The sequence below is a fragment of the Chryseobacterium binzhouense genome (assembly GCF_007474545.1).
Taxonomy (GTDB): domain Bacteria; phylum Bacteroidota; class Bacteroidia; order Flavobacteriales; family Weeksellaceae; genus Chryseobacterium; species Chryseobacterium binzhouense.
In genome coordinates, this window is sequence record NZ_VKOG01000003.1 from 316,883 (window position 1) to 337,818 (window position 20,936).

Annotated in this window: 17 protein-coding genes and 1 tRNA gene; 12 read left to right on the top strand and 6 right to left on the bottom strand. The window is 35.2% G+C overall.

Translation table 11 applies throughout. The features are described from left to right. Positions 1 to 165: 165 nt before the first annotated feature. The gene (locus FNE73_RS10110) at positions 166 to 909 is read left to right on the top strand and encodes a class I SAM-dependent DNA methyltransferase (protein ID WP_143884491.1); all 744 of its coding nucleotides are present in this window, start codon (positions 166 to 168) and stop codon (positions 907 to 909) included. Here the strand turns inward: FNE73_RS10110 and FNE73_RS10115 are convergent. After that, entirely contained in the window at positions 896 to 1,093 is a 198-nt protein-coding gene (locus tag FNE73_RS10115; RefSeq protein ID WP_143884492.1) for a hypothetical protein, read from the bottom strand. The genes FNE73_RS10110 and FNE73_RS10115 overlap by 14 nt on opposite strands. Before the next feature lie 83 nt (positions 1,094 to 1,176). On the opposite strand from FNE73_RS10115, the gene FNE73_RS10120 reads away from it, so the two are divergent. After that, on the top strand, positions 1,177 to 1,893 hold the full coding sequence (locus tag FNE73_RS10120; RefSeq protein WP_143884493.1) for a ZIP family metal transporter: 717 nt from the start codon (positions 1,177 to 1,179) through the stop codon (positions 1,891 to 1,893). Positions 1,894 to 1,949: 56 nt separating this feature from the next. Here the strand turns inward: FNE73_RS10120 and FNE73_RS10125 are convergent, their stop codons facing one another. Both FNE73_RS10125 and FNE73_RS10130 read right to left on the bottom strand, forming a co-directional pair. Then, positions 1,950 to 3,377 carry an OmpP1/FadL family transporter gene (locus FNE73_RS10125; RefSeq protein ID WP_143884494.1) on the bottom strand — a complete coding sequence of 476 codons (1,428 nt, stop codon included), beginning with the start codon at positions 3,375 to 3,377 and terminating at the stop codon, positions 1,950 to 1,952. A 30-nt stretch (positions 3,378 to 3,407) separates the two neighbouring features. After that, positions 3,408 to 4,466 (bottom strand): prolyl-tRNA synthetase, encoded by a 1,059-nt coding sequence (locus FNE73_RS10130; RefSeq protein ID WP_143884495.1) that lies wholly within the window; start codon positions 4,464 to 4,466, stop codon positions 3,408 to 3,410. A 147-nt stretch (positions 4,467 to 4,613) separates the two neighbouring features. On the opposite strand from FNE73_RS10130, the gene proS reads away from it, so the two are divergent. The 10 genes from proS to FNE73_RS10180 all read left to right on the top strand — a co-directional run bounded on the left by proS (position 4,614) and on the right by FNE73_RS10180 (position 15,845). Beyond that, the gene (proS, locus tag FNE73_RS10135; RefSeq protein WP_143884496.1) at positions 4,614 to 6,089 is read left to right on the top strand and encodes a proline--tRNA ligase; all 1,476 of its coding nucleotides are present in this window, start codon (positions 4,614 to 4,616) and stop codon (positions 6,087 to 6,089) included. A gap of 128 nt (positions 6,090 to 6,217) precedes the next feature. Beyond that, positions 6,218 to 7,510, top strand: coding sequence for an OmpA family protein (locus FNE73_RS10140; RefSeq protein WP_143884497.1), 1,293 nt, complete (start codon positions 6,218 to 6,220; stop codon positions 7,508 to 7,510). 325 nt (positions 7,511 to 7,835) lie between these two features. Further along, complete coding sequence (locus FNE73_RS10145; protein WP_143884498.1) at positions 7,836 to 9,164, top strand: Nramp family divalent metal transporter; 1,329 nt, start codon at positions 7,836 to 7,838, stop codon at positions 9,162 to 9,164. Between the two features lie 503 nt (positions 9,165 to 9,667). Continuing rightward, positions 9,668 to 10,204, top strand: coding sequence for a nucleotide exchange factor GrpE (locus FNE73_RS10150; protein ID WP_143884499.1), 537 nt, complete (start codon positions 9,668 to 9,670; stop codon positions 10,202 to 10,204). Positions 10,205 to 10,305: 101 nt separating this feature from the next. Beyond that, the gene (dnaJ, locus tag FNE73_RS10155; RefSeq protein ID WP_143884500.1) at positions 10,306 to 11,424 is read left to right on the top strand and encodes a molecular chaperone DnaJ; all 1,119 of its coding nucleotides are present in this window, start codon (positions 10,306 to 10,308) and stop codon (positions 11,422 to 11,424) included. Positions 11,425 to 11,557: 133 nt separating this feature from the next. After that, positions 11,558 to 11,908, top strand: a complete 351-nt coding sequence (locus tag FNE73_RS10160) for a prevent-host-death protein (protein ID WP_143884501.1) — start codon at positions 11,558 to 11,560, stop codon at positions 11,906 to 11,908. Positions 11,909 to 12,406: 498 nt separating this feature from the next. Further along, the gene (locus FNE73_RS10165) at positions 12,407 to 13,315 is read left to right on the top strand and encodes a universal stress protein (protein WP_143884502.1); all 909 of its coding nucleotides are present in this window, start codon (positions 12,407 to 12,409) and stop codon (positions 13,313 to 13,315) included. 10 nt (positions 13,316 to 13,325) lie between these two features. Beyond that, positions 13,326 to 13,772 (top strand): GNAT family N-acetyltransferase, encoded by a 447-nt coding sequence (locus tag FNE73_RS10170; RefSeq protein WP_143884503.1) that lies wholly within the window; start codon positions 13,326 to 13,328, stop codon positions 13,770 to 13,772. 1 nt (position 13,773) lies between these two features. Then, positions 13,774 to 14,889 carry an alanine racemase gene (locus FNE73_RS10175; protein WP_143884504.1) on the top strand — a complete coding sequence of 372 codons (1,116 nt, stop codon included), beginning with the start codon at positions 13,774 to 13,776 and terminating at the stop codon, positions 14,887 to 14,889. A 47-nt stretch (positions 14,890 to 14,936) separates the two neighbouring features. Then, the gene (locus tag FNE73_RS10180) at positions 14,937 to 15,845 is read left to right on the top strand and encodes a helix-turn-helix domain-containing protein (protein WP_185147330.1); all 909 of its coding nucleotides are present in this window, start codon (positions 14,937 to 14,939) and stop codon (positions 15,843 to 15,845) included. Positions 15,846 to 15,911: 66 nt separating this feature from the next. Here FNE73_RS10180 and FNE73_RS10185 read toward each other — a convergent pair. From FNE73_RS10185 to FNE73_RS10195, 3 genes are all read right to left on the bottom strand, one after another. Continuing rightward, a tRNA-Arg gene (locus FNE73_RS10185) sits at positions 15,912 to 15,983 on the bottom strand. Positions 15,984 to 16,038: 55 nt separating this feature from the next. Continuing rightward, positions 16,039 to 17,808 carry a TonB-dependent receptor gene (locus FNE73_RS10190; RefSeq protein WP_143884506.1) on the bottom strand — a complete coding sequence of 590 codons (1,770 nt, stop codon included), beginning with the start codon at positions 17,806 to 17,808 and terminating at the stop codon, positions 16,039 to 16,041. 82 nt (positions 17,809 to 17,890) lie between these two features. Continuing rightward, complete coding sequence (locus FNE73_RS10195) at positions 17,891 to 20,854, bottom strand: tetratricopeptide repeat protein (protein WP_143884507.1); 2,964 nt, start codon at positions 20,852 to 20,854, stop codon at positions 17,891 to 17,893. Positions 20,855 to 20,936 lie beyond the last annotated feature (82 nt).

The following is a 20,936-nucleotide window of genomic DNA, read 5'->3' on the forward strand; positions in this document are numbered from 1 at the left end:
GCGATTTTTTTTTGCGGGGTGAGGGAAGTTGGATGCCGGATGATTTAAAATATTATAGATTAAAAATTATGTTGCGATTTTTTTACCGCCACCTTTGTCTCAAAAACAATAATCAGAGATCATCCATTGCATTCTGCATCCAACAAAATTCCGTACTTTTGCAGGATGGAATGGTTTGAATCTTGGTTTGATACCCCTTATTATCATTTGTTATACAGCAACAGAGATTATACAGAAGCAGAAAACTTTATCACTGCACTTACATCGGAGCTGCAGCTTCCACAATCGGCTAAAATTATCGATCTGGCTTGCGGAAAAGGAAGACATTCCGTTTTTCTGAATAAACTTGGATACGATGTTTTGGGATTAGATCTTTCACGCCAAAGTATTGAGCACAACAAAAAGTTTGAAAAAATTCCTGATTCTTCAGAACCTGCACTCCGTTTTGAAGTTCATGATATGCGGAATCCAATCAATTATCAACCGGTAAATGCTGTTTTTAATCTTTTTACCAGCTTTGGGTATTTTGATAATGAAGAAGATGACCGAAAGGTTTTTGAATCGGTTTACAATGCCCTCTTACCAGAAGGTTACTTCGTTTTAGACTATCTTAATGAGGTATTTGTAAGAAACACTTTGGTTCCAGAAGTTACGATTACCAGAGAAAATATTGAGTTTAATATTTCAAAAAAAATTGAAGGAAGACATATCATAAAAGATATAAGATTTGAAGCTGATGGAAAATCTCACCATTTCTTTGAAAAAGTAAAATTACACACATTAGAAACTATCGAAGATTACGCAAAAGACTGCGGGTTCGAAAGAATAAAAATATGGGGCGATTATCAGCTCAATGATTTTGAGAAAGAAAAATCTCCACGCTGCATCAATTTATTTAAGAAGAAATAATCTTCCGAATCTGAATGGCTACCAATATTATCTTTTTATCCGGTACAATGCTTTCAATATTCTGCGGAATAAGATTCGGATATTCTGGCACCCATACTCCACCAGCGCCCTTTTTAATTTCAGCTTTTCTTATAATTGCAGGAATAATGGTGTGCTTTTTCAGAAAAAAATTATTTAAAAGCAAATTTAATTACATAATAAATCTGTTCATCGTTTTTTTAAATTTAACAATAGTTTTATATTGCCTCTCACCTATTTTCACTTAATATGATTTTTATTCTACTAATACTAAGCGTTATTTCCGGAGTTTTGTTGGGAAAATATTTTGGCAAAAAAGAAAAATTTGCTAAAAATCTCCTGATTATAAGTGCAGGGTTTCTTATTACAATCTGCCTTAATGAAGTATTTCCGCAGGTATATTATGCCGAAGCAGGAAATCTGGGAATTTTTGTAATTGCCGGAGTTTTGCTTCAGATGATTCTTGAAGCACTCACCAAAGGTTTTGAACATGGTCATTTTCATTATCATAATGAAAGTAATATCCTTCCGATGGCTTTAATGGTCGGACTCTTTATCCATGCTTTTATTGAAGGAATTCCGCTCGCTAACGAGACTAACCCATTTTCTCCTTATCTGATGGGAATTCTGGTTCATAATATTCCCATTTCATTTATTTTGGGAGCTTTTTTATTCAATAGAAAAGGCAGCAAAGCATCGTACCCGTCTATTTTAATTGTTGCTTTATTTGCTTTAGCATCACCATTCGGAATGTTTTTAGGAAATTATTTCAACCCGGAATGGCAGCCTTATTTTTTAGCTGTCGTAGGTGGAATTTTCCTTCACATTTCATCTGTTATCATTTTTGAAAGCAATAAAAATCACAACATCAATTGGTCTAAAATAGGTTTGGTTATTTTGGGAGTATCTTTAGCATTGGTGATTCATCTTTTTCACACTCACTCTGATTCCGGACATATACATTGAAAATAAAAAAAGGCTTCAGAATAATTTTGAAGCCTTTTTTTTACCAATCAGTTATTTTAAAATTTCCATCCTACGGTGAGGAAGAAATTATTTCTTACATTTTTCACATCAGAAACTACAGAATTAGGAGTTGCAACATCGAAATCTGCTGAATAATATCCTGTCCCGAAATCTTCGTATCCTGCAAGGAACGGATTTTTATAATTTGAAGTAATATTCTGATATGATGCATCAACATAGAACTTACCAAAATCATAACCTAAACCTGCACCAATCGTATTTCTGTCACCTAAAATAAGATTACTGAAGTTTGTCTGTGCTACAGAACCTGTATTGGTAAATGCACTCACGGTCATATTATCAAACGGACTTGAACTATAAGCATATCCTCCTCTTAAACGGAAAGCTTTAATTCTGTACTCAGCTCCAACTTTTATCTCAGATAAATTTTTGTAACTGTCATTAAAGAAAGAGTTCAGTTCTGTTTCAGCATCTCCCTGTACTTTATATCTTGGTTTCGTAAGTCCTAATGTATAATCTACGTTTAAAGCAAAATTTTTGCTTGGAACAAATGCTCCGCTTAAAGTAGCTTTCATAGGAGATCTGAACCTTCTGTCCTCTACAAAATTATCAGCATAGATAAATCCGTCTGTTCCTGTGTAATAATCAGTATAAATTCTATCTAAAGACCACCATGTAGGCGTTTCGATAGAAGCTCCTAATCTCAATTGATTGGTTACTTTTCCGATCACCCCAAGACTTGCCGAGAAGCCGTTTGACTTTTCAGAAAAAGGCGTGTACTGTTTATCAAATGTATAAGCAGTATTATCTAAATCTAATCCAAAACTGGCACTGTCATACTGCTCTAAATCTACGTAGTGCATATTGATACTTGCACCAAGGTATAATGAATTGTTATAATTCGCCCCTACACCCAAATTAAATTTGGTTTGAGTTCCGTAACGATTATAGGCTTGTCCTAAATACGATAGGTTTCCTACAACATTATTTCCTGATCCATCAACAAGATTCTTAGCAATTACAACATTAGTGTTCCCCGGAGATTCTACGTAATTTTCAAGAGAGGTTGTAGAAATATTGGCTCCCAGATTAATAAATTTCCATGGAGTTTCTGTCATAAGCTGGAAAACTGCAACACCTCCTACATTACCTATATTAGCCTTGCTGATGTTATAGTTAATGGAGTTTCCTGCAAGTGAACTCGTATTTTTATTGTTTTCTATAGATAGTGTTGCAGAAACATCACCTGCAATAGCCACACCTAAACCGGCAGGGTTAGTAAGTAATGAAGATGCATCACCTCCCAATGCTCCGTTGGAACCAGCCATTGCATTGAATTTTGAATTCCCAGTCATTGGTGTATTAGAATACACGTCAACAGAATTTCTAATTACAGATATGTCCTGAGCCTGCAGATAAAATGCTGCAGTAACACCCATTAATACTAAAGATTTTTTTAACATTATTTTTAAGAATAGTTATTATGGTTAATATTATCTGCCACCTGATCTGAAGCCACCGCCTCCGCCGCCAGATCTAAATCCGCCGCCGCCTGAAGAACCACCTCTAAAGCCACCACTGCTTCCGGAATTAAAACCACCTGATCTGAATCCGCCATTATCACTTGGTCTGTTGTAATTATCGTTTCTTCTCGGTTGTGACTGCTGTGGTCTGTAATCATAATTTGGTCTTTGAGATCTAATACCGCTATTAGGATTTCTCATTCCCGATGGATTTCTAAAACCGCCGTTCATTGTTCCCTGTCTAAAACCTGAATTGGTGTTTCCTTGTCTGAAACCATTATTGCTACTTCCGGATCTAAAACCACTGGTGTTATTTCTGAATCCTGATCCGTTATTTACATTTCTGTAACCTGATAATGTGTTTCCTGTAAAACCAGACCGTCCGTTGGCTCCGCTTCTTCTATAGGCAGGAGCATAAAAACCTCCACCCCAGTAGCCGGCTCCCCAGCCCCAGTAAGGATTTCCCCATCCGCCCCAGAAAGGATTATTCCAGTTGTTCCAGCCAAGTCCCCAATAAGGGTTAAAGCCTCCCCAGCCCCAGCCGTTACCCCAGCCAAAACCAATTCCCATTCCCCAACCAGAGCCCCAGCCCCAGTATGGATTATAACCCCAACCCCAAGGTGAGCCCCAACCCATTATTCCTCCCCATCCCCAACCCCATGAGTTATCATAGTAATTGGTTTCACTTCCTGCAAAACTACCCCAGTCAGAATCTGTAGAAGAAGAGTTGAAATTAGCATCACTCCAGTTATTATAACGGTTATTTTGCTGCTGCTGATTTATTTGCGCATTTTCTATAACATTACTGTCATTATAATAGTCATAATAATCACCTACTCTGTTTCCCTGATTATTAATAATCACACCTTCTGGTAACGTATCTTTATTAGGGTCATAGTAAACACCATCCGTTTCACTGTAACCACCCATCTGCGCACCACAAGACACCAACAGCAAACCACCTGAAATAGCTAAAATACCTTTAGATTTTAGTATTCCAAATAAATTTTTATGTATATTTCTTTTCATGATAATGTATATTTTTTTTAAATTAAATTATATTTGCATTCTGTACCAAAAATATACCAATAATTCGGTATAAAAAATCTATCAAAAATAGATTTTTATTTTTAGATTACATAATTTTACAAAAGTTAAAATATTAAAAAAAAATTAATGGCAAAATTAACTTCAAGAAGTGAAGATTACAGCAAGTGGTATAATGAGTTGGTTGTAAAGGCTGATTTAGCCGAAAACTCAGGTGTAAGAGGTTCTATGGTAATTAAACCTTACGGCTACGCAATATGGGAAAAAATGCGTGACGAAATGGACAGAAAATTCAAAGAAACCGGTCACGTGAATGCTTACTTTCCTCTTTTTGTACCCAAAAGCTTATTTGAAGCTGAAGAAAAAAATGCCGAAGGTTTTGCTAAAGAATGTGCTGTTGTTACGCACTACAGACTTAAAACCGACCCAAATAATCCTCATAAGCTGATTGTGGATCCTGATGCTAAACTTGAAGAAGAACTTATTGTAAGACCTACTTCAGAAGCTATTATCTGGAATACTTATAAAAGCTGGATTCAGTCATACAGAGATTTACCGATTCTTATCAACCAATGGGCAAATGTTGTGCGTTGGGAAATGAGAACCAGACTTTTCCTGAGAACGTCTGAATTTTTATGGCAGGAAGGTCATACCGCTCATGCCACCCGTGATGAGGCCATAGAAGAAGCCGAAAAAATGAATGAAGTTTATGCAGACTTTGCTGAAAACTTTATGGCAATGCCCGTTATACAAGGTTTAAAAACCCCTTCCGAGCGATTTGCAGGAGCAGATGAAACTTACTGTATCGAAGCCTTGATGCAAGACGGAAAAGCACTGCAAGCCGGAACTTCTCACTTTCTGGGTCAGAATTTTGCTAAAGCTTTTGATGTAAAATTTACCAATAAAGAAGGCAAGATCGAATATGCATGGGCAACTTCATGGGGAACCTCTACCCGTTTGATGGGAGCTTTAATTATGACCCATTCTGATGATCTGGGATTGGTACTTCCGCCAACTTTAGCACCTATACAAGTGGTTATTGTTCCTATTTTTAAAGGTGAAGAACAACTGAATCAAATCAGTAAAGTAGCATTAGATATTCAGAGTAAATTAAAGCTGAAAGGAATTTCTGTAAAATTTGATAATGACACTCAAAATAAGCCAGGCTGGAAATTTGCTGAATATGAACTGAAGGGAGTTCCTTTAAGAATTGCTATCGGACCGAAAGATCTCGAAAATAAATCGGTAGAAATTGCGAGAAGGGATAATTTAACCAAAGAAACCCGACCATTAGAAGGTATTGATTCTTATATCGAAGATTTGTTAAAAACCATTCAGAAAGACATTTACCAAAAAGCCTTACAGTTCAGAGATGAGAATATTACAAAAGTAGATTCTTATGATGAATTTAAAAAAGTTCTGGAGGAAAAAGGCGGATTCATCTATGCTCATTGGGACGGAACTGCGGAAGAAGAAGAACAAATAAAAGAAGAAACCAAGGCAACAATACGATGTATTCCTTTAAATGATGATCACGAAGAAGGAATTTCTATGATCAGCGGTAAGCCTTCAAAAAGAAGAGTTTTGTTTGCTAAAGCATATTAAGATCCAATGCAATAACTTATTAAATCTTTAAAAATTCTAAGAATTTTTAAAGATTTTTTATTTTTCGATCTAATTTGGATAAATTTTTGTTTAATTTTATAATAACATTAAATTCAAAATAAATTATTATGGCATTAAACATTATTGATCTTATTAAAGGACAGCTAGGCGCTGCGCTTGTTTCACAAACGGCATCTCAACTGGGAGAAAGCGAAGCAGGAGTTTCCAAAGCAATTTCCGGTATGCTTCCTGTAATTATCGGCGGATTAGCCAATAATTCTGATAACCCTACCGTTATAGATACTATTGCCAATTCTTCATCCAACGGGATTCTGAACAATTTAACAGGCGTTACATCTGGAAATTCTTTTATAGCAGGATTATTATCATCAATTTTTGGTGAAAGACTGAGCGGAATCATCAATAGTATTGCTACATACGCCGGAATCAGCAGCAATTCATCTTCCTCACTGCTTAATATTGTTACCGCAGCAACTGTAGGTGCAATCGGAAAATATGCTTCCGACAACAATTTAGACAGAAACGGAATTTCAACATTACTTAATGAACAAAGGGAAATTGTTCCAACCTTACTTCCTCCGGGACTTTCTCTGGCCTCCCTTAATGTTGGAGACTGGGCAAAAGGTTACGGTTTTGAAGGTAATGAAAATCCTGCTACTAAGAAATTTGAAGAAAAAACGCCTCATATAGAAGTAACAAGAAGTACAACCGATACCGGTACGTTCCCAGACAGATCTACGTCTGCTGAAGGTGGATCAATCTGGAAATGGCTTCTGCCTTTACTTTTACTTCTTGCCGCATCATATTTCTTGTGGGAGCAATGCAGAAAAACAGAGACCACTACTACAACTGCAGTTGCAGGAGATTCTATGACAACAGATACCGATACAGTTGCATCTAATACCAATTCAGTAAATTCCGGAAGAGTTGATGAAGACATTGATCTGAATGGAACCTCACTAAAAGGCTATAGAGGAGGAATGGAGGATCAAATGATTTCTTTTCTCAAATCAGGAGGATATAGTGATGCTAAAGATGATGCAGCTTTAAAAAACAAATGGTATGATTTTGACCATGTTAATTTCAAAATTGGAAGTGCTAACGAACTTGAAGCAGGATCAGAAAGTCAGATCCAAAATTTAGTGGCTATTCTTAAAGCTTTTCCTGAAGCCAAAATAAAAATTGGGGGCTATACTGATAAAACAGGTGATGAAGCTAAAAATTTAAAACTTTCTGAAGAAAGAGCGAACTATATAAAAAACTGGCTGTCACAACAAGGTGTTGCTTCTCAGGTAGTATCTGCAGACGGATATGGAAGCGAATTTGCAACGGTAGATGCTACTGCATCCAATGATGAAAGAGCTATTGACAGAAGAATGTCTGTAAGATTTACAAAATAACTTACTATTTATATATAAAACTTGTTTAAACTATTTCAGAATTAACCACAAAAGGCACAAATAAAAATGTTAAATTGAATTTCTATAATAATAGAAGCGCTCAAAAGGAATAAAAATCAAAGATTTTTAAAACTATTGTGATCTTTTTGATTTATAACTATTAACTTTTAATAGAAGTTCAGTTCATCTTTTGCGACTTTTGCGGTTAAATAAAAGTTTAAACAGACTTATAATAAATCCTGAAATAATTTTCAGGATTTTTTTATGAATAATATTGTTATTTGTTTTATTTAATTAAATTTGTTAGTCAATTCTAACAAAAAAAATGAGTCTCAACACAAAAAACGGCTGGAGAAAAGAAAAAACATCCAACTCTTTACCCGAAGTATTCTCTTCCATATCCATACCGAAAAAGTCTGGTTTCTGGAGAAAATATTTAGCTTTTGCCGGTCCCGGTCTGATGATTGCCGTCGGCTACATGGATCCCGGAAATTGGGCAACAGATATTGCCGGTGGAGCACAATTCGGATATACATTACTTTCCGTTGTTCTTATTTCCAATATTTTTGCAATGATCCTGCAACATCTGTCCGTAAAGTTGGGGGTTGTTGCCGAAAGAGATTTAGCCCAGGCCTGCAGAGATCATTTTAAGCCCACAACCAATTTTATTCTTTGGGTATTCTGCGAAATAGCCATTGCAGCCTGCGATCTGGCAGAAGTAATCGGCTCTGCTATTGCGCTCAATCTTTTATTTGGCATTCCGCTTACGTGGGGAATCGTGATTACAACAATTGATGTTCTTTTAATTTTACTTCTTCAGGCAAAAGGATTTCGATGGATAGAAAGTATCGTTGCAGGTCTTATCTTTATTATTCTTGCCTGCTTTGGATATGAAATTATAATTTCAAAGCCTGAAATCAATGCCATTTTAGGAGGTCTGGTTCCTCAAAAAGAAATCATTACAAATCCTGCTATGTTATATATCGGAATAGGGATTTTGGGAGCTACCGTCATGCCGCACAATCTCTATCTTCACAGCAGTATCGTGCAGACAAGAGATTATACCAGAGATAGTGAAGGAAAAAAAGAAGCGATAAAGTTTGCTACATTAGACAGTACGTTTTCTTTGTTAATTGCTTTTTTTATCAATGCAGCTATTTTGATTTTAGCCGCAGCAACATTTCATACCACAGGAAATAAAAACGTAGCCGACATCCATGACGCTTATAAAATGCTGACTCCGATATTGGGAGCTTCCATGGCAAGTGTTGCATTTGCCATTGCGCTTCTCGCATCCGGACAAAATTCGACATTGACCGGAACGCTTGCCGGACAAATCGTGATGGAGGGTTTTCTGAATATCCGTCTGAAACCTTGGCTTAGACGATTAATCACAAGGCTTATTGCTGTGATTCCTGCATTAATTGTTACTATTATTTACGGCGAAGAAGGAACTACCGATCTACTGGTCTTAAGTCAGGTAATCCTTTCAATGCAGCTTAGTTTTGCTGTTGTTCCGTTGGTGATGTTTACAAATGATAAAGCAAAGATGGGTGAGTTTGCCAATAAACCTTTTCTGAAAATTTCCGTCTGGATTATTTCAATTATAATCATTTTTCTGAATGTTTATCTTTTACTGCAAACATTTTTTTAAATATTTTTTAGGAGCTATTCCTGCTTTCCGCACTCGCTTTTTCTCTGTTTTTTCGGCGGCTTCGCCGCCGAAAAAACAGAGAAAAGAGCTCAGACAATGCTTCAATCAGGGCTATTATAATTCAACAAATAATTAAAAGTCAATCATTTTACAGAGAATGGCTTTTTTCACCTTAAGCTGCAGCAAAGAAAAATATATCACCACAACAAAACTGATACAAAATTTCTACTGATTGATAATAGTGAAAAAAATAACTAAAACCCTAGCCGTGATAGTAACGGTTACCCCGCAGCAGGAAATGGCTCTGAAAGAAAGCTTCGGCGCGAGGAGTATGAGTGGATAGCACGAAAAAGCTTCAAAAACTAATAGCGGATTGAATATTGGGTGTTTCCAGCTTTATTTTTGAATATAATGGCAAAATCACTTATCCAAATCTGCCTTATTGTCATTTTTTTCTCTTTGGCAGAATGTTTGACAAACCTCTGTGTAAAAGTTATTGAAATATGGAAAACCAGGATATCAACGAAGAAAACATCAATAAACAGGAAGAAAACGTAAACGAAACTCAAGATACTCAACAGGAAAATGTGACAGAAACTCCTTCTACGGAAGAACTTTTGGCAGTAGAGAAAGACCGTTACATCAGACTGTATGCAGAATTTGAAAATTACAAGAAAAGAACTTCCAAAGAAAAAATGGAATTCTTTCAGTACGCTAACCAAGACATGATGATTTCTATGTTGGGAGTTTTGGATGATTTTGAAAGAGCATTAAAAGAGATCGCAAAGAACGGAAGTGAAGCAGATCTTCAGGGTGTTGAACTGATTTACAACAAGTTTAAAAACAAGCTTACCGAAAAAGGACTTAAGGCAATGGAAGTAAGAGCCGGAGATAGTTTTAATGTAGATTTTCACGAAGCTATTACCCAAATTCCTGCTCCTTCTGAAGAGTTGAAAGGTAAAATAGTAGATGTTATTGAAACAGGCTATACTTTAGGAGAAAAAGTAATACGTTTTGCCAAAGTAGTTACAGGAAACTAAAATTCATTAATGATAAGTGATGAGTGATTACAGATGACAATTTTCACAGACACCCAGAAAAACATCAATTATCATTTATCAATCATCAATTATAATATATCATGTCAAAAAGAGATTATTACGAGGTTCTTGAGATCAGCAAATCTGCGAGTGCCGACGAAATAAAAAAAGCCTACCGAAAAATGGCAATTAAATATCATCCGGATAAAAATCCGGGTGACAAAGTTGCTGAAGAAAAATTTAAAGAGGCTGCTGAAGCTTATGAAGTACTGAGCGACGAACAAAAACGTGCAAGATATGACCAGTTTGGTCATGCTGGAGTTAGCGGAAACGGCGGCTTTGGCGGCGGTGGTTTCGGCGGCGGTATGAATATGGAAGATATTTTCAGCCAGTTTGGAGATATTTTCGGTGGTGGCTTTGGCGGTTTTGGCGGTGGCGGCGGTGGTCGTCAACAGGTAAAAGGTTCTAATCTCAGAGTCAGAATCAAGCTAAACCTTGAGGAAATGGTTAACGGAACCCAAAAAACCCTCAAGGTAAAAAAAATGAAGCTGGCAGAAGGTGCGACTTCAAAAACCTGTCCTACGTGTAATGGTTCAGGAGTACAGATGAAGGTGATGAACACCATGTTCGGACAGATGCAAACCCAAACTACCTGCGGAACTTGTCAAGGAATCGGAAAAGTAGCTGATAAAATTCCGGCAGGAGCCAATGCTCAGGGTTTAATAAAAGATGAAGAAGAAGTTACCATTAATATTCCGGCAGGTGCAAGAGACGGTATCCAGCTTAATGTAAGAGGAAAAGGTAACGATGCTCCTTTTGGAGGAGTACCGGGAGATCTTTTGGTGATTATTGAAGAAGAATCTGATCAGACGATAAAGAGAGAAGGCGATAATCTTCACCAGGAATTATATATTTCTTTTGCAGAAGCGGCACTTGGAACCAAAAAAGAAATTCCTACTGTGGGCGGAAAGGTAAAAATAACAATAGATGCAGGAACGCAATCAGGAAAAATATTAAGATTGGCAGGAAAAGGTTTACCAAGTATCGACAGTTATGGAAAAGGCGATATGTTTATTCATATCAACGTCTGGACACCGCAAAAGCTTACAAAAGATCAAAAAGACTTTTTTGAGAAACAAATGAATTCCGGAGAAATGGTTGCAGAACCATCCGGAAAAGAAAAAACTTTTTTTGACAAAGTAAAAGACTTATTCAACTAAAATAAGAGGCTTACAAAAGCCTCTTATCCTTTTTATTAAAATACATAACATATATGCATGGGAACATGATTGAAATCCGCTATAATTAAAGGATTTTTTTGTATTTTCGATGCATATTTAAAACTATTTCAAAATGAATTATCAACTTAAGCTTCGAACACCGGAATCTAACGCCAATCTTGTATTTCATGCTATTTTGTTTGATGCTTTTAAGGTAAATGTTGTTGAAAGATATACCGGAAAGGGTTCTAAATTGTGCGAGGTTATTCTAAAAGTAAGAACTTTGGATGATCAAATTATCAACAGAAAAGACGGCTTCGTCAAAATAAAATTAAAGGGGGAAGATTTTGATATTTACAAAAATCTGATCAAAACGCTTACTTCTTATGATTATAAAAACAGACTAATCAACAGAAATAAAGCTGATGAAGATTTTGTACATTTCGTTCTGAGACTTGTCATTATTAATTATAATTTCAGCTGAAAATAAAATACTCGTTTAAATTTTTTTTGTATTTATAAGGAGTGTTGTCCTTAAATCAGGTAGACAAATCAAAACATCAGATAGAATAATCTCAAAATGATTTTGCATTTGTGCTGCTCTTATAATGTTTGTTCCGGAAGTTATAACAATTCCTTTCATAGTAACTTTATATTTTAGTTTTCTATCTTGTCTGTGCCATTTTACTGTTAGTCCAATATGAGGATTATCAATATAATTTTCTACATTCTTAAATTGTCAATTAAAAAAATATTTACAATTTTAAAGTTTTAAGGATTAAAAGAGTATTTTAAAATTTTACCAATTTACTATTGTATTGAAGTTTCCTTAATTTCAATTTTCTAGCGGTTATAATTCACCTATATTTTTATTTTCATTTTAAAAAAGATAAATTATACCATAAGTCCGTTCATTTTTAACACTAATTGAGATTGGTATTATCTAAATTTGTATATTAATTTTAGAATTATTCTAAACCAAATGCAAAATTTTATCAGTACAATTTTAGTGGCGGTTGATTTTACAGAAAAATCACGTAATGCGGTCGTAATGGCTGTAAATATTGCTCTACGTCACAAAGCAAGAGTTATATTATTTCACAATATAACCAACCATACCATCATCGACAGAACGGGAAAGCAGGCTATAGGCGCGGAAACTATTGATGAAAACTATAAAAAAACAGAGTTTGCACTTAACGAATTGGAAATTTCCATCACGTCACAATATCCTGAGCTGAAATTGCAGACTTTGATTAAAAATGACAGTTTGGTGCACGCTATCAATGATACAGTTCATGAAGAAGCGGTAGATCTTGTAGTTTGTGGAAGTTCAGGACGGCAAAATTTCACCCAATTATTTTTAGGTTCGCTTTCTTATGAAATTTTAACAGAAGCCAACAGTTCTGTTTTACTGGTTCCTGAAAAATGCAGAAAATATGCTTTTGACAAGATCCTCGTGCCTGTAAGAGTTTTAGAAGATCTTGCTGATAAAGTTGACCTCTCAATTGCTATTGCAAAGAAAAACAAGGGCGTTATCAGCCTTTTGGGAATCAGCAATGAAGATGATCTATTAAAAATTAAAGATGCTTACCAAAGAGCCCGGACAAGTATTGCCATTAAAGCGCAGGACTATGACTCACAGTTTTTAATGACAAGAAGCAAAGCCACTCAAATATCCAAATTTTCTCATGAAGATGATGCTGACATTATTATTCTTAATTATAAGGATGAAGACAGCTGGAAATCATTCTTCCTGGAAAATTTCTTCAAACAAATTATTAATAATACAGACATTCCTTTATTTTTCTTAAAAAGCAAAAGAATGATTGACAAAGAAAAAACGGATGATAATATGGGTATTGATATTACTCTGCCATCTCCCGGATAAAACAAAAATTATGATAACATTACAAAAATATTCAGATGAAAACCAACTCATTACAAATCAAAAAAAAGAGATCATACAGTTTCTTTTCGAACATTTGGAACAATACGGTGATCCGGAAAAAGATATTTCTGATGCTGTCGACTACGCATTAGGATATAACAACAAGCCAGGTGGTATTATTATTACTGCAAGAGATGAAGATAAAAATGATATTGTGGGAGCCGTTGTTGTAAATAAAACCGGTATGGGCGGATATATTCCCGAAAACATTCTCGTGTATATTGCCACTGATAAAAACATACGTGGAAAAGGCATCGGAAAAAAACTGATGCATCATGCTATTGATTCTTCACAGGGAGATATCGCCCTCCATTGTGAACCGGAAAATCCGGCAATACATCTTTACAGGAAACTAGGATTTTCCAGTAAATATCTTGAAATGCGATTAAAAAAATAAAATGTCACACATTACTTTAAATACCAGCAAATTACTTCATAATTACAATTACCTCAACGAACTTTTCAAAGAAAATAACATCGAATGGGCTGTAGTTGCAAAATTGCTTTGCGGTAATGAGAAGTTTCTGCAAAGTCTTCTGGAAATCTTTGATAAGGAAATCTGCGATTCCCGGCTGACAAATTTGCGCCACATAAAAGATCTTTCTCCAAAAACGCAGACGGTTTACATAAAACCACCTGCAAAAAGACTGGCTAAAAGCATTGTAAAATATGCAGATGTTAGTTTTAATACAGAATTAGATACTATTAAAGCCCTTTCTGATGAAGCCATCAAGCAAAACAAAACACATAAAATTGTTATCATGGTGGAAATGGGAGAATTAAGAGAAGGTATCATGATAAAAAATCTATCGTCATTTTATGGTGAAGTGATCAAAATGTCTAATATCGAAGTGGTGGGAATAGGAACCAACCTCAACTGTCTCAACGGAATCCTTCCTGATGAGAAAAAATTAACTGAACTCAACCGTTTTAAAGAAATTATTGAGGAAACTCATCAGACAAAAATTCCATTCATATCAGCAGGTTCATCAGTTACTATTCCGCTTATTTTTAAAAATAAAATACCGGAAGGAATCAACCATTTCAGAATTGGTGAAACCCTGTTTTTCGGTACCGATGTTTACCACGATTCAGTAATCAAAGGAATGTATCAGGATGTTTTTAAGCTTACGGCAGAGATCATCGAAATTGTAGAAAAACCAATGATTCCTACGGGAGATATAGGAACAAACCTTACCGGAGAAAAACCCGTGCACGATAAAAGAAACAAAGGAAAAACCTCAGTCAGAGCTATTGTTGATGTCGGTATTTTGGATATTGATCCTAAAAATATAAAGCCGAAATATTCCGGGGTTGAAATCATCGGAGCCAGTTCAGACATGATGATTCTTGATCTTGCAGATAACGGCAACGATTACCATATTGGAGACACCATTGAATTCAGTATGAATTATATGGCTGTTCTGCGTGCAATGAACTCTGAATATGTAGATAAAACAATTGAAAAGAAAATCAGTGCAAAGCATCTGAAAATACTGGAACATCTTAATTAAGAGTTTATTTGAGTTATATTATACCATAAGCAATTATGGTATTTTTTATGTTTATATTTGATAAAGAAAATATTGAAATTGTGAATCATACCATTCAATCCCTTACTTTAAGCAGGCTTAAAAAACCCTCACCACTGCGAAATGACTTTATCATGATGCCGCTTGAAGAATTTGCAGCAAAATTACAGCCAGGCTCAGATTTACATTTTAAAAATAAGTTTTATGCAGTTTTACTTTTCAGGAATGCTAAAGGATCTCTTATGATTGATCATCAGGAGTTTGATTTGCAACCTATGAAGTTTTTTTTCATCAATTATAATCAGGTATATCATTTTAAAAACTTTGAGTGCATAGAAGGAAATGCGCTTCTGTTTACCAAATCATTTTACAATTATATCTATACCGGAAATAAAGTCATCAAAAGCGATACAGCTCTTCATGATGTGGCGCCATACATTTTGCCTTCTGATGATAATGCAGAAGATCTCTTCAGAACTTTTGAAGAACTTCAGAAAGAATACAGCAAAAATAAATTACTGAGAAAAGAGATAATTTGTCTTTTGTTGAAAGTTTTTATCTTAAAATATATTAGGAATTCAAATAAACGAAACCGCAGCAAAAAATCTCCGGACCATAAAAAAGAAATTGTAGAAAACTTCAGCAGTCTCGTAGAAAAGCATTATAAAGAACTGAAAATCACTTCAAAATATGCAGAAAAACTCAATTTGACACCCAATTACCTGAATGCACTTATCAAAGAAAATATGGACATTTCTGCGGGTGAAATGATTAAAAACCGGGTAATACTCGAAGCGAAAAGACTGCTCCTTCATACAACACTTTCTGTAACGCAGATTTCCTATGAGCTTGGCTTCAACGACAACTCTCATTTTGGAAAATATTTCAAATCTTCTACAAAATACTCTCCTCAACAGTACAGATTACTCAATCTGTAAACAAATTTTCTGATATAATCTGCCTGAATTTTAAACAATAAAAAAGCCCCGATAAAGGGGCAAATGTGACCGCAGAAGGATTCGAACCCTCACTGTCGGAGCCGAAATCCGAAGTTCTATCCATTAAACTATGCAGCCATTTTATTTAATTGATATAATAGTCATGCATTAATCACCATTTATCAATAATTTCTTAGAAAGTGATCTTCGCTCCTCCTGTAATCTGTGCACCAAGAACTTTATATCCTTTGTACGTCTGATATTTAGAGCTTAAAAGATTATTTCCGAGTGCAAAAATACTGAAATTTTTGTGAATTTTGTACTCTGCTGATAAGTTTAAATCTGCATAACCGCCAACTTTATCATTGGTATCCTCCGTAGACTGAAACATCATAGCGGGATTTGCCACATCTTCTAGCAAGTAAGAGTTTGTAGTTCTGTCACTTGCAAATATTCCTCTGAAGCCTAAAGACAGTTTTTTATCCAATAAAGTATATTTTGCACCGATACTTCCTGTCAATAAAGGAACATTATAAATATTTTCGTAATTCTTAAGATCATATCTTAAAAATCTTACATCGGCATCTACAACCAGATTCTCCAGCGGAAAATACTGAAGACTTCCTTTAATGTCGCTTACATTTCCGTCATCGTAAACAGCAGAAAATGTGTTGGCAAAATCAAATCCCGGTCTGTCTAAAGTAAACTCGTTAGAAAAAAGATTGTTGGCGCTGAAAAACATAATATTTTTCATCTTGCCAAATCCTGCGGAAACATCATATTTAAAAGTTTCATCAATATCCCCTCTCAAACCTGCATAGAAATGATACGTTGTTTCTGTAGGTCTCAGCAATTGATCTGAAACAAGAAAGGGGTTTGCCTGAAGCAATTCTCCGTAGGTATTTAATTTTAAACCACCGTCGATTCCTCCGTAAAATTTGAATTCATTAGAGGCAGCTACCTGAAATTCTGCTTTTGGAAACCAATACGTTTTGTTGTTTTTCACTTCTTCAGCAAGCATCATATTTGAGTTTCTGGCATTTAAAAAATTAAATACAGAACCTAGAGTAAGATAAGATTCACCCTTCGCAAAAGTAATTTTCGGAGCAATATCTGCATTAAAAAATGTTGCAGAATTTTTGCTGAGTAAAGCAAAATCGGTTTTTACGGTTTCTAAGCCCAAACCTAAATCAGCATTCATCACAATTCCGTTCTTTGAAAGTTCAACGGCGTGTTTGGAAAGGTTTGCCAAAATAGACGCCTGATTCTCTTTGGCATTAAAATGATCCGTTAAGAATGATGATTTTACTCTTACGTCATTTAAGATTTCATTAGAATAAAAATCGTAATAACCATTCACTTTAAACTGATTGACTTTCTGCGTCAAATCTACATCCGCCGAAGGAGCCAAAGCGTAAATTCCGTAATAATTATAATTATCTAAGCCATATTCTGCATTTACGTTGATCTTACCCTTTTCTCCGTAAGAATTTAAAAATGCACCTAAAGTTGCTGAACTTTGTTTAGAATCCCAAGGATAATCTTTTTTTAATCCGTTGGTAGACAAAACGTGAACATCCGCTCCTACTTCCAGTTTATTTTCAAGAGTTTTGGAAATATTTCCATCAGCCAGAATCTTCCCGTAATTCCCCATTCCAATCTGGAAATAGTTGTTTTGGGCTGTTCCTTCAAACTTCGGAGCGACATCTTCTCCCTGAATGGTTGAAGTTTTAAAATCTGATACCGCAGGAACATCTGTAATCGTATATTTTACGGGATTTGCGGATTTCTCTTCGGGCGGATAATTCTTCTCCGTGACTACAGAAGTTTTTTTCTTTTCGATTTTTTTTACTTCCGGCTCTCTTTTTTTATTAAGAATCAATCTTTCTTCTTTAATCTGAGAAAACGCTACAGAAGAAACTCCTAAGAAAAGTATAGATAATATTTGAATTTTCTTGTTCATATATGTTGTATTAATGTATAAAGTAAAAAGTATTAATGATTAAATTACATCAACAAATTTTACATGAATACGACAGTACATTTTACTTTTTAATCATTTTTTTAACCTCTTTTGCCTCTGCTACAATTTCAGGGAAATCTGCATAATTGGCAATAATCTGATCGCAGGTATAACTTGCCTGATAATTATCTTTCAGACCAATATAGTTTTTAGCCATCAAGACCAAAGCTTTTGCTCCCCAATAATCTTCTGATGCATAATTATTTGCCAGTTTGAAAATAGTTTCGTTTGAAGATTTATACGCTTTTCCTTTATTCTGATAATATGCTTTTGCATAAAGCGCTTCTGCAGCAACTTCTGTATTGGAAGATTTTTCAAGAGCAGCATAAGCTGTCTGAGCATCTTTATCTTTCCCCGAATTCATAAGGCTTCTCGCCTTGATTACTTTTGCAGTTTCGATCACTGCTGCAGAATTTTTACTGTTGGCAATAACAGCATTGGCTAATTTTTCAGCCTCCGGGAAATTCTTTTCTTCCGCATACATTTTCATCAGTTCTACATTCGCATAATTTCTGACATTAATGTTAGACGAATTTCTAATATTATGAAGGTATTTTTTAGCTTCACTGCTGTCACCCTGAGCAATATAAATCTGAGCTACTCTGGTTGCGGCATCATCCTGATAATCATTCTGTACCTCTGCAACCTCCTGCAGAACAAGAAGTGCTTTTGTAGGATTACTATTCTGATAATAACTTTCGCCTAATTCATATTTAGCCTGATAAAGACCTTCTCCTGCAGGATTCTGAGTTAAATATTTTTCATAATAGGAGATTGCATTTTTGTAATCTTTCTTGGTGAAATATTGCTTTGCTGTAGACAAATTGATTTCATCGATCTCAGAAGCCGCTATATTAACTCCTATATTTCTCGCAAAACCTTCATACCCGGCAACATCTCCGTTTTTAGTAAAAATCGGTTTAGAAGCCTGTACAATTTTCTGTGCGTAAGCTGTATTTTTGTATTGCTCACCTAAAGATCTCAGCTCAGATAAAGCTTTATCATTTTGGTTCTGATCAATATAATTCTGGGCTCTATAGATAGATGCATTGGCAACCAAATCCCGGTCGGAAGAAGATTTTATTACTTTCCCGAAGAAATCATTCGAGTTATTATAATCATCCTGAGCAGCATAAGCAACCCCGATTTCGTACTGTGCATCATCCTCATATTCAGAATTTGGATATTTCGAGATGAGCGATTTCAAATTACTGATTTTGGCAGCATTGTCGTTTTTAAAACCTAATGCCAAAGCTTTCTGATACAATGTATAATCTGTTGCATCTTCGTTCTTTTCATAAATTGCGATTGCATTATCCAGATCATTGTTGGCGTAATTGATATCTGCTAAACGAAGTTCGGCATCATTTTTAAACTCCGGCTTCGGATTTTTCAAATATTGCGTAAAATACTGCTCTGCCTGATCAAATTTTTTAGATTTAAAATAAGCATATCCCAAATCGTAAGAAAGCTGCTGTTTTTCAGGAAAATCCTGATTGAGAAGTTTTTCGTAGCGAACGATTGCCGAAGGATAATTGCCTTTTTGGTAATATACCTGTCCAAGCCAGTACAATGCTCTGCTGTGAAATTCTTTATTAATATTAAATTCGAGACTTCTCAGAAAATATCTTTCTGCTTCATCAAAATTTCCTTTGTTGAATTCTTCTGTTCCCAATAAATAAGAAACCTCCTGGTCTACTTTATCCGTTTCTGGAGTTGAGTTGGGAAGTTTATCAATCGCATTAAGCGTTTCTTTAAAATTACCGGAATACAGATAAGATTTCACCAAAAGTGATCTCATTTCTGCAGTTTTAGCATCATTATTATTGATGGTTATGTAATTCTGAATGACTGTTGTAGGGCTTTCAAAAGGATTTCCGATATCGTAGCTGAGTTTTGCATACTGCTCATGAGCCAGCTTTTTAACATTTACATCATAATCCATTTGGTAAGAAGAACGGAATGCTGAAAGCGCTTCCTGCTTTTTATCAACCGCCAAATAGGCATTTCCTAATTGATAATAAGCATTCTGAGCCAATGCAGAATTGCTGTTCAGTAACTGATTATAATAAGAAACAGCCTCGTCATATTTCTTAAGCTGTGCCGCAACAAATCCCATTTCGTACAAATCATTTTCAGAAGGATTCTGCTGTACGCTCAGATAATCTTTCAGATGTGGATAAGCAGAATTGTAGTCATTTTTCATAAAATAACTTTCCCCGATGATCTTATGAACTTCGGCTTTATAAGAATCCGAAAGATCCTCATTCAATAATGCTGTTCCTTCAGTTATTGCCTTGTCATAATCTTTATCATTATAATACATCTGTACATAATACGGACGTACAAGTCTTGAAAACTTAGGCTGATCTTTGATGGAATCAAAATACTGAAACGCCTCACTGTTTTCTCTCTTGGAATAGTGTAAATGTCCGAGCATATAAGCAATTTCACCTTTCTGAGATTCATCGGCTGTTTTATAAGCTTCTTCCAGCGCATCAATAGCACCTTTAGAATTTCCGGTCATAAATTTTGCATAACCGAGTTTCAGAACATATTGCGTATTTTCTTCGCGGGTAAGCTGATATTGATTAACTTTCTTCAGCGTTTTTAAAGCCTCCTTAAAATCTTTTTTTGCTAAATAATAATCGGCTAAAGGCAAATTTGCCTGTGCAAAATATGCAGATTTGGGATATTCTTTCATAAAAGCAGTCAGACCTTCTTCTGCATGATTTTTCTGAAGAATAACTCCAATTACATTGTCAAAAAACTGAGCAGCTTCTTTCTTAGACTGTTCCAGATTTTGATTATAAAAATACTGCCGTGCATATTCAAACTGTGAAGCATTGTACACTTTGGTCTGATAAAGATTTTCGGCAAGATTAAACCTGTAGTTTTCTTTTTGGGTAAAATATTGAGACTGTTGCGCTTCGGAAATTCCGAAATAGAAAACCGCAACGGCTAATAGTATTTTTTTTGATTTCATTAATATCAAATTTTAAATGGAAACCGGAAGCAAATCTAGACCGGTTATTTAAATTTCAGATGAGATTTTATCCACAAATTAC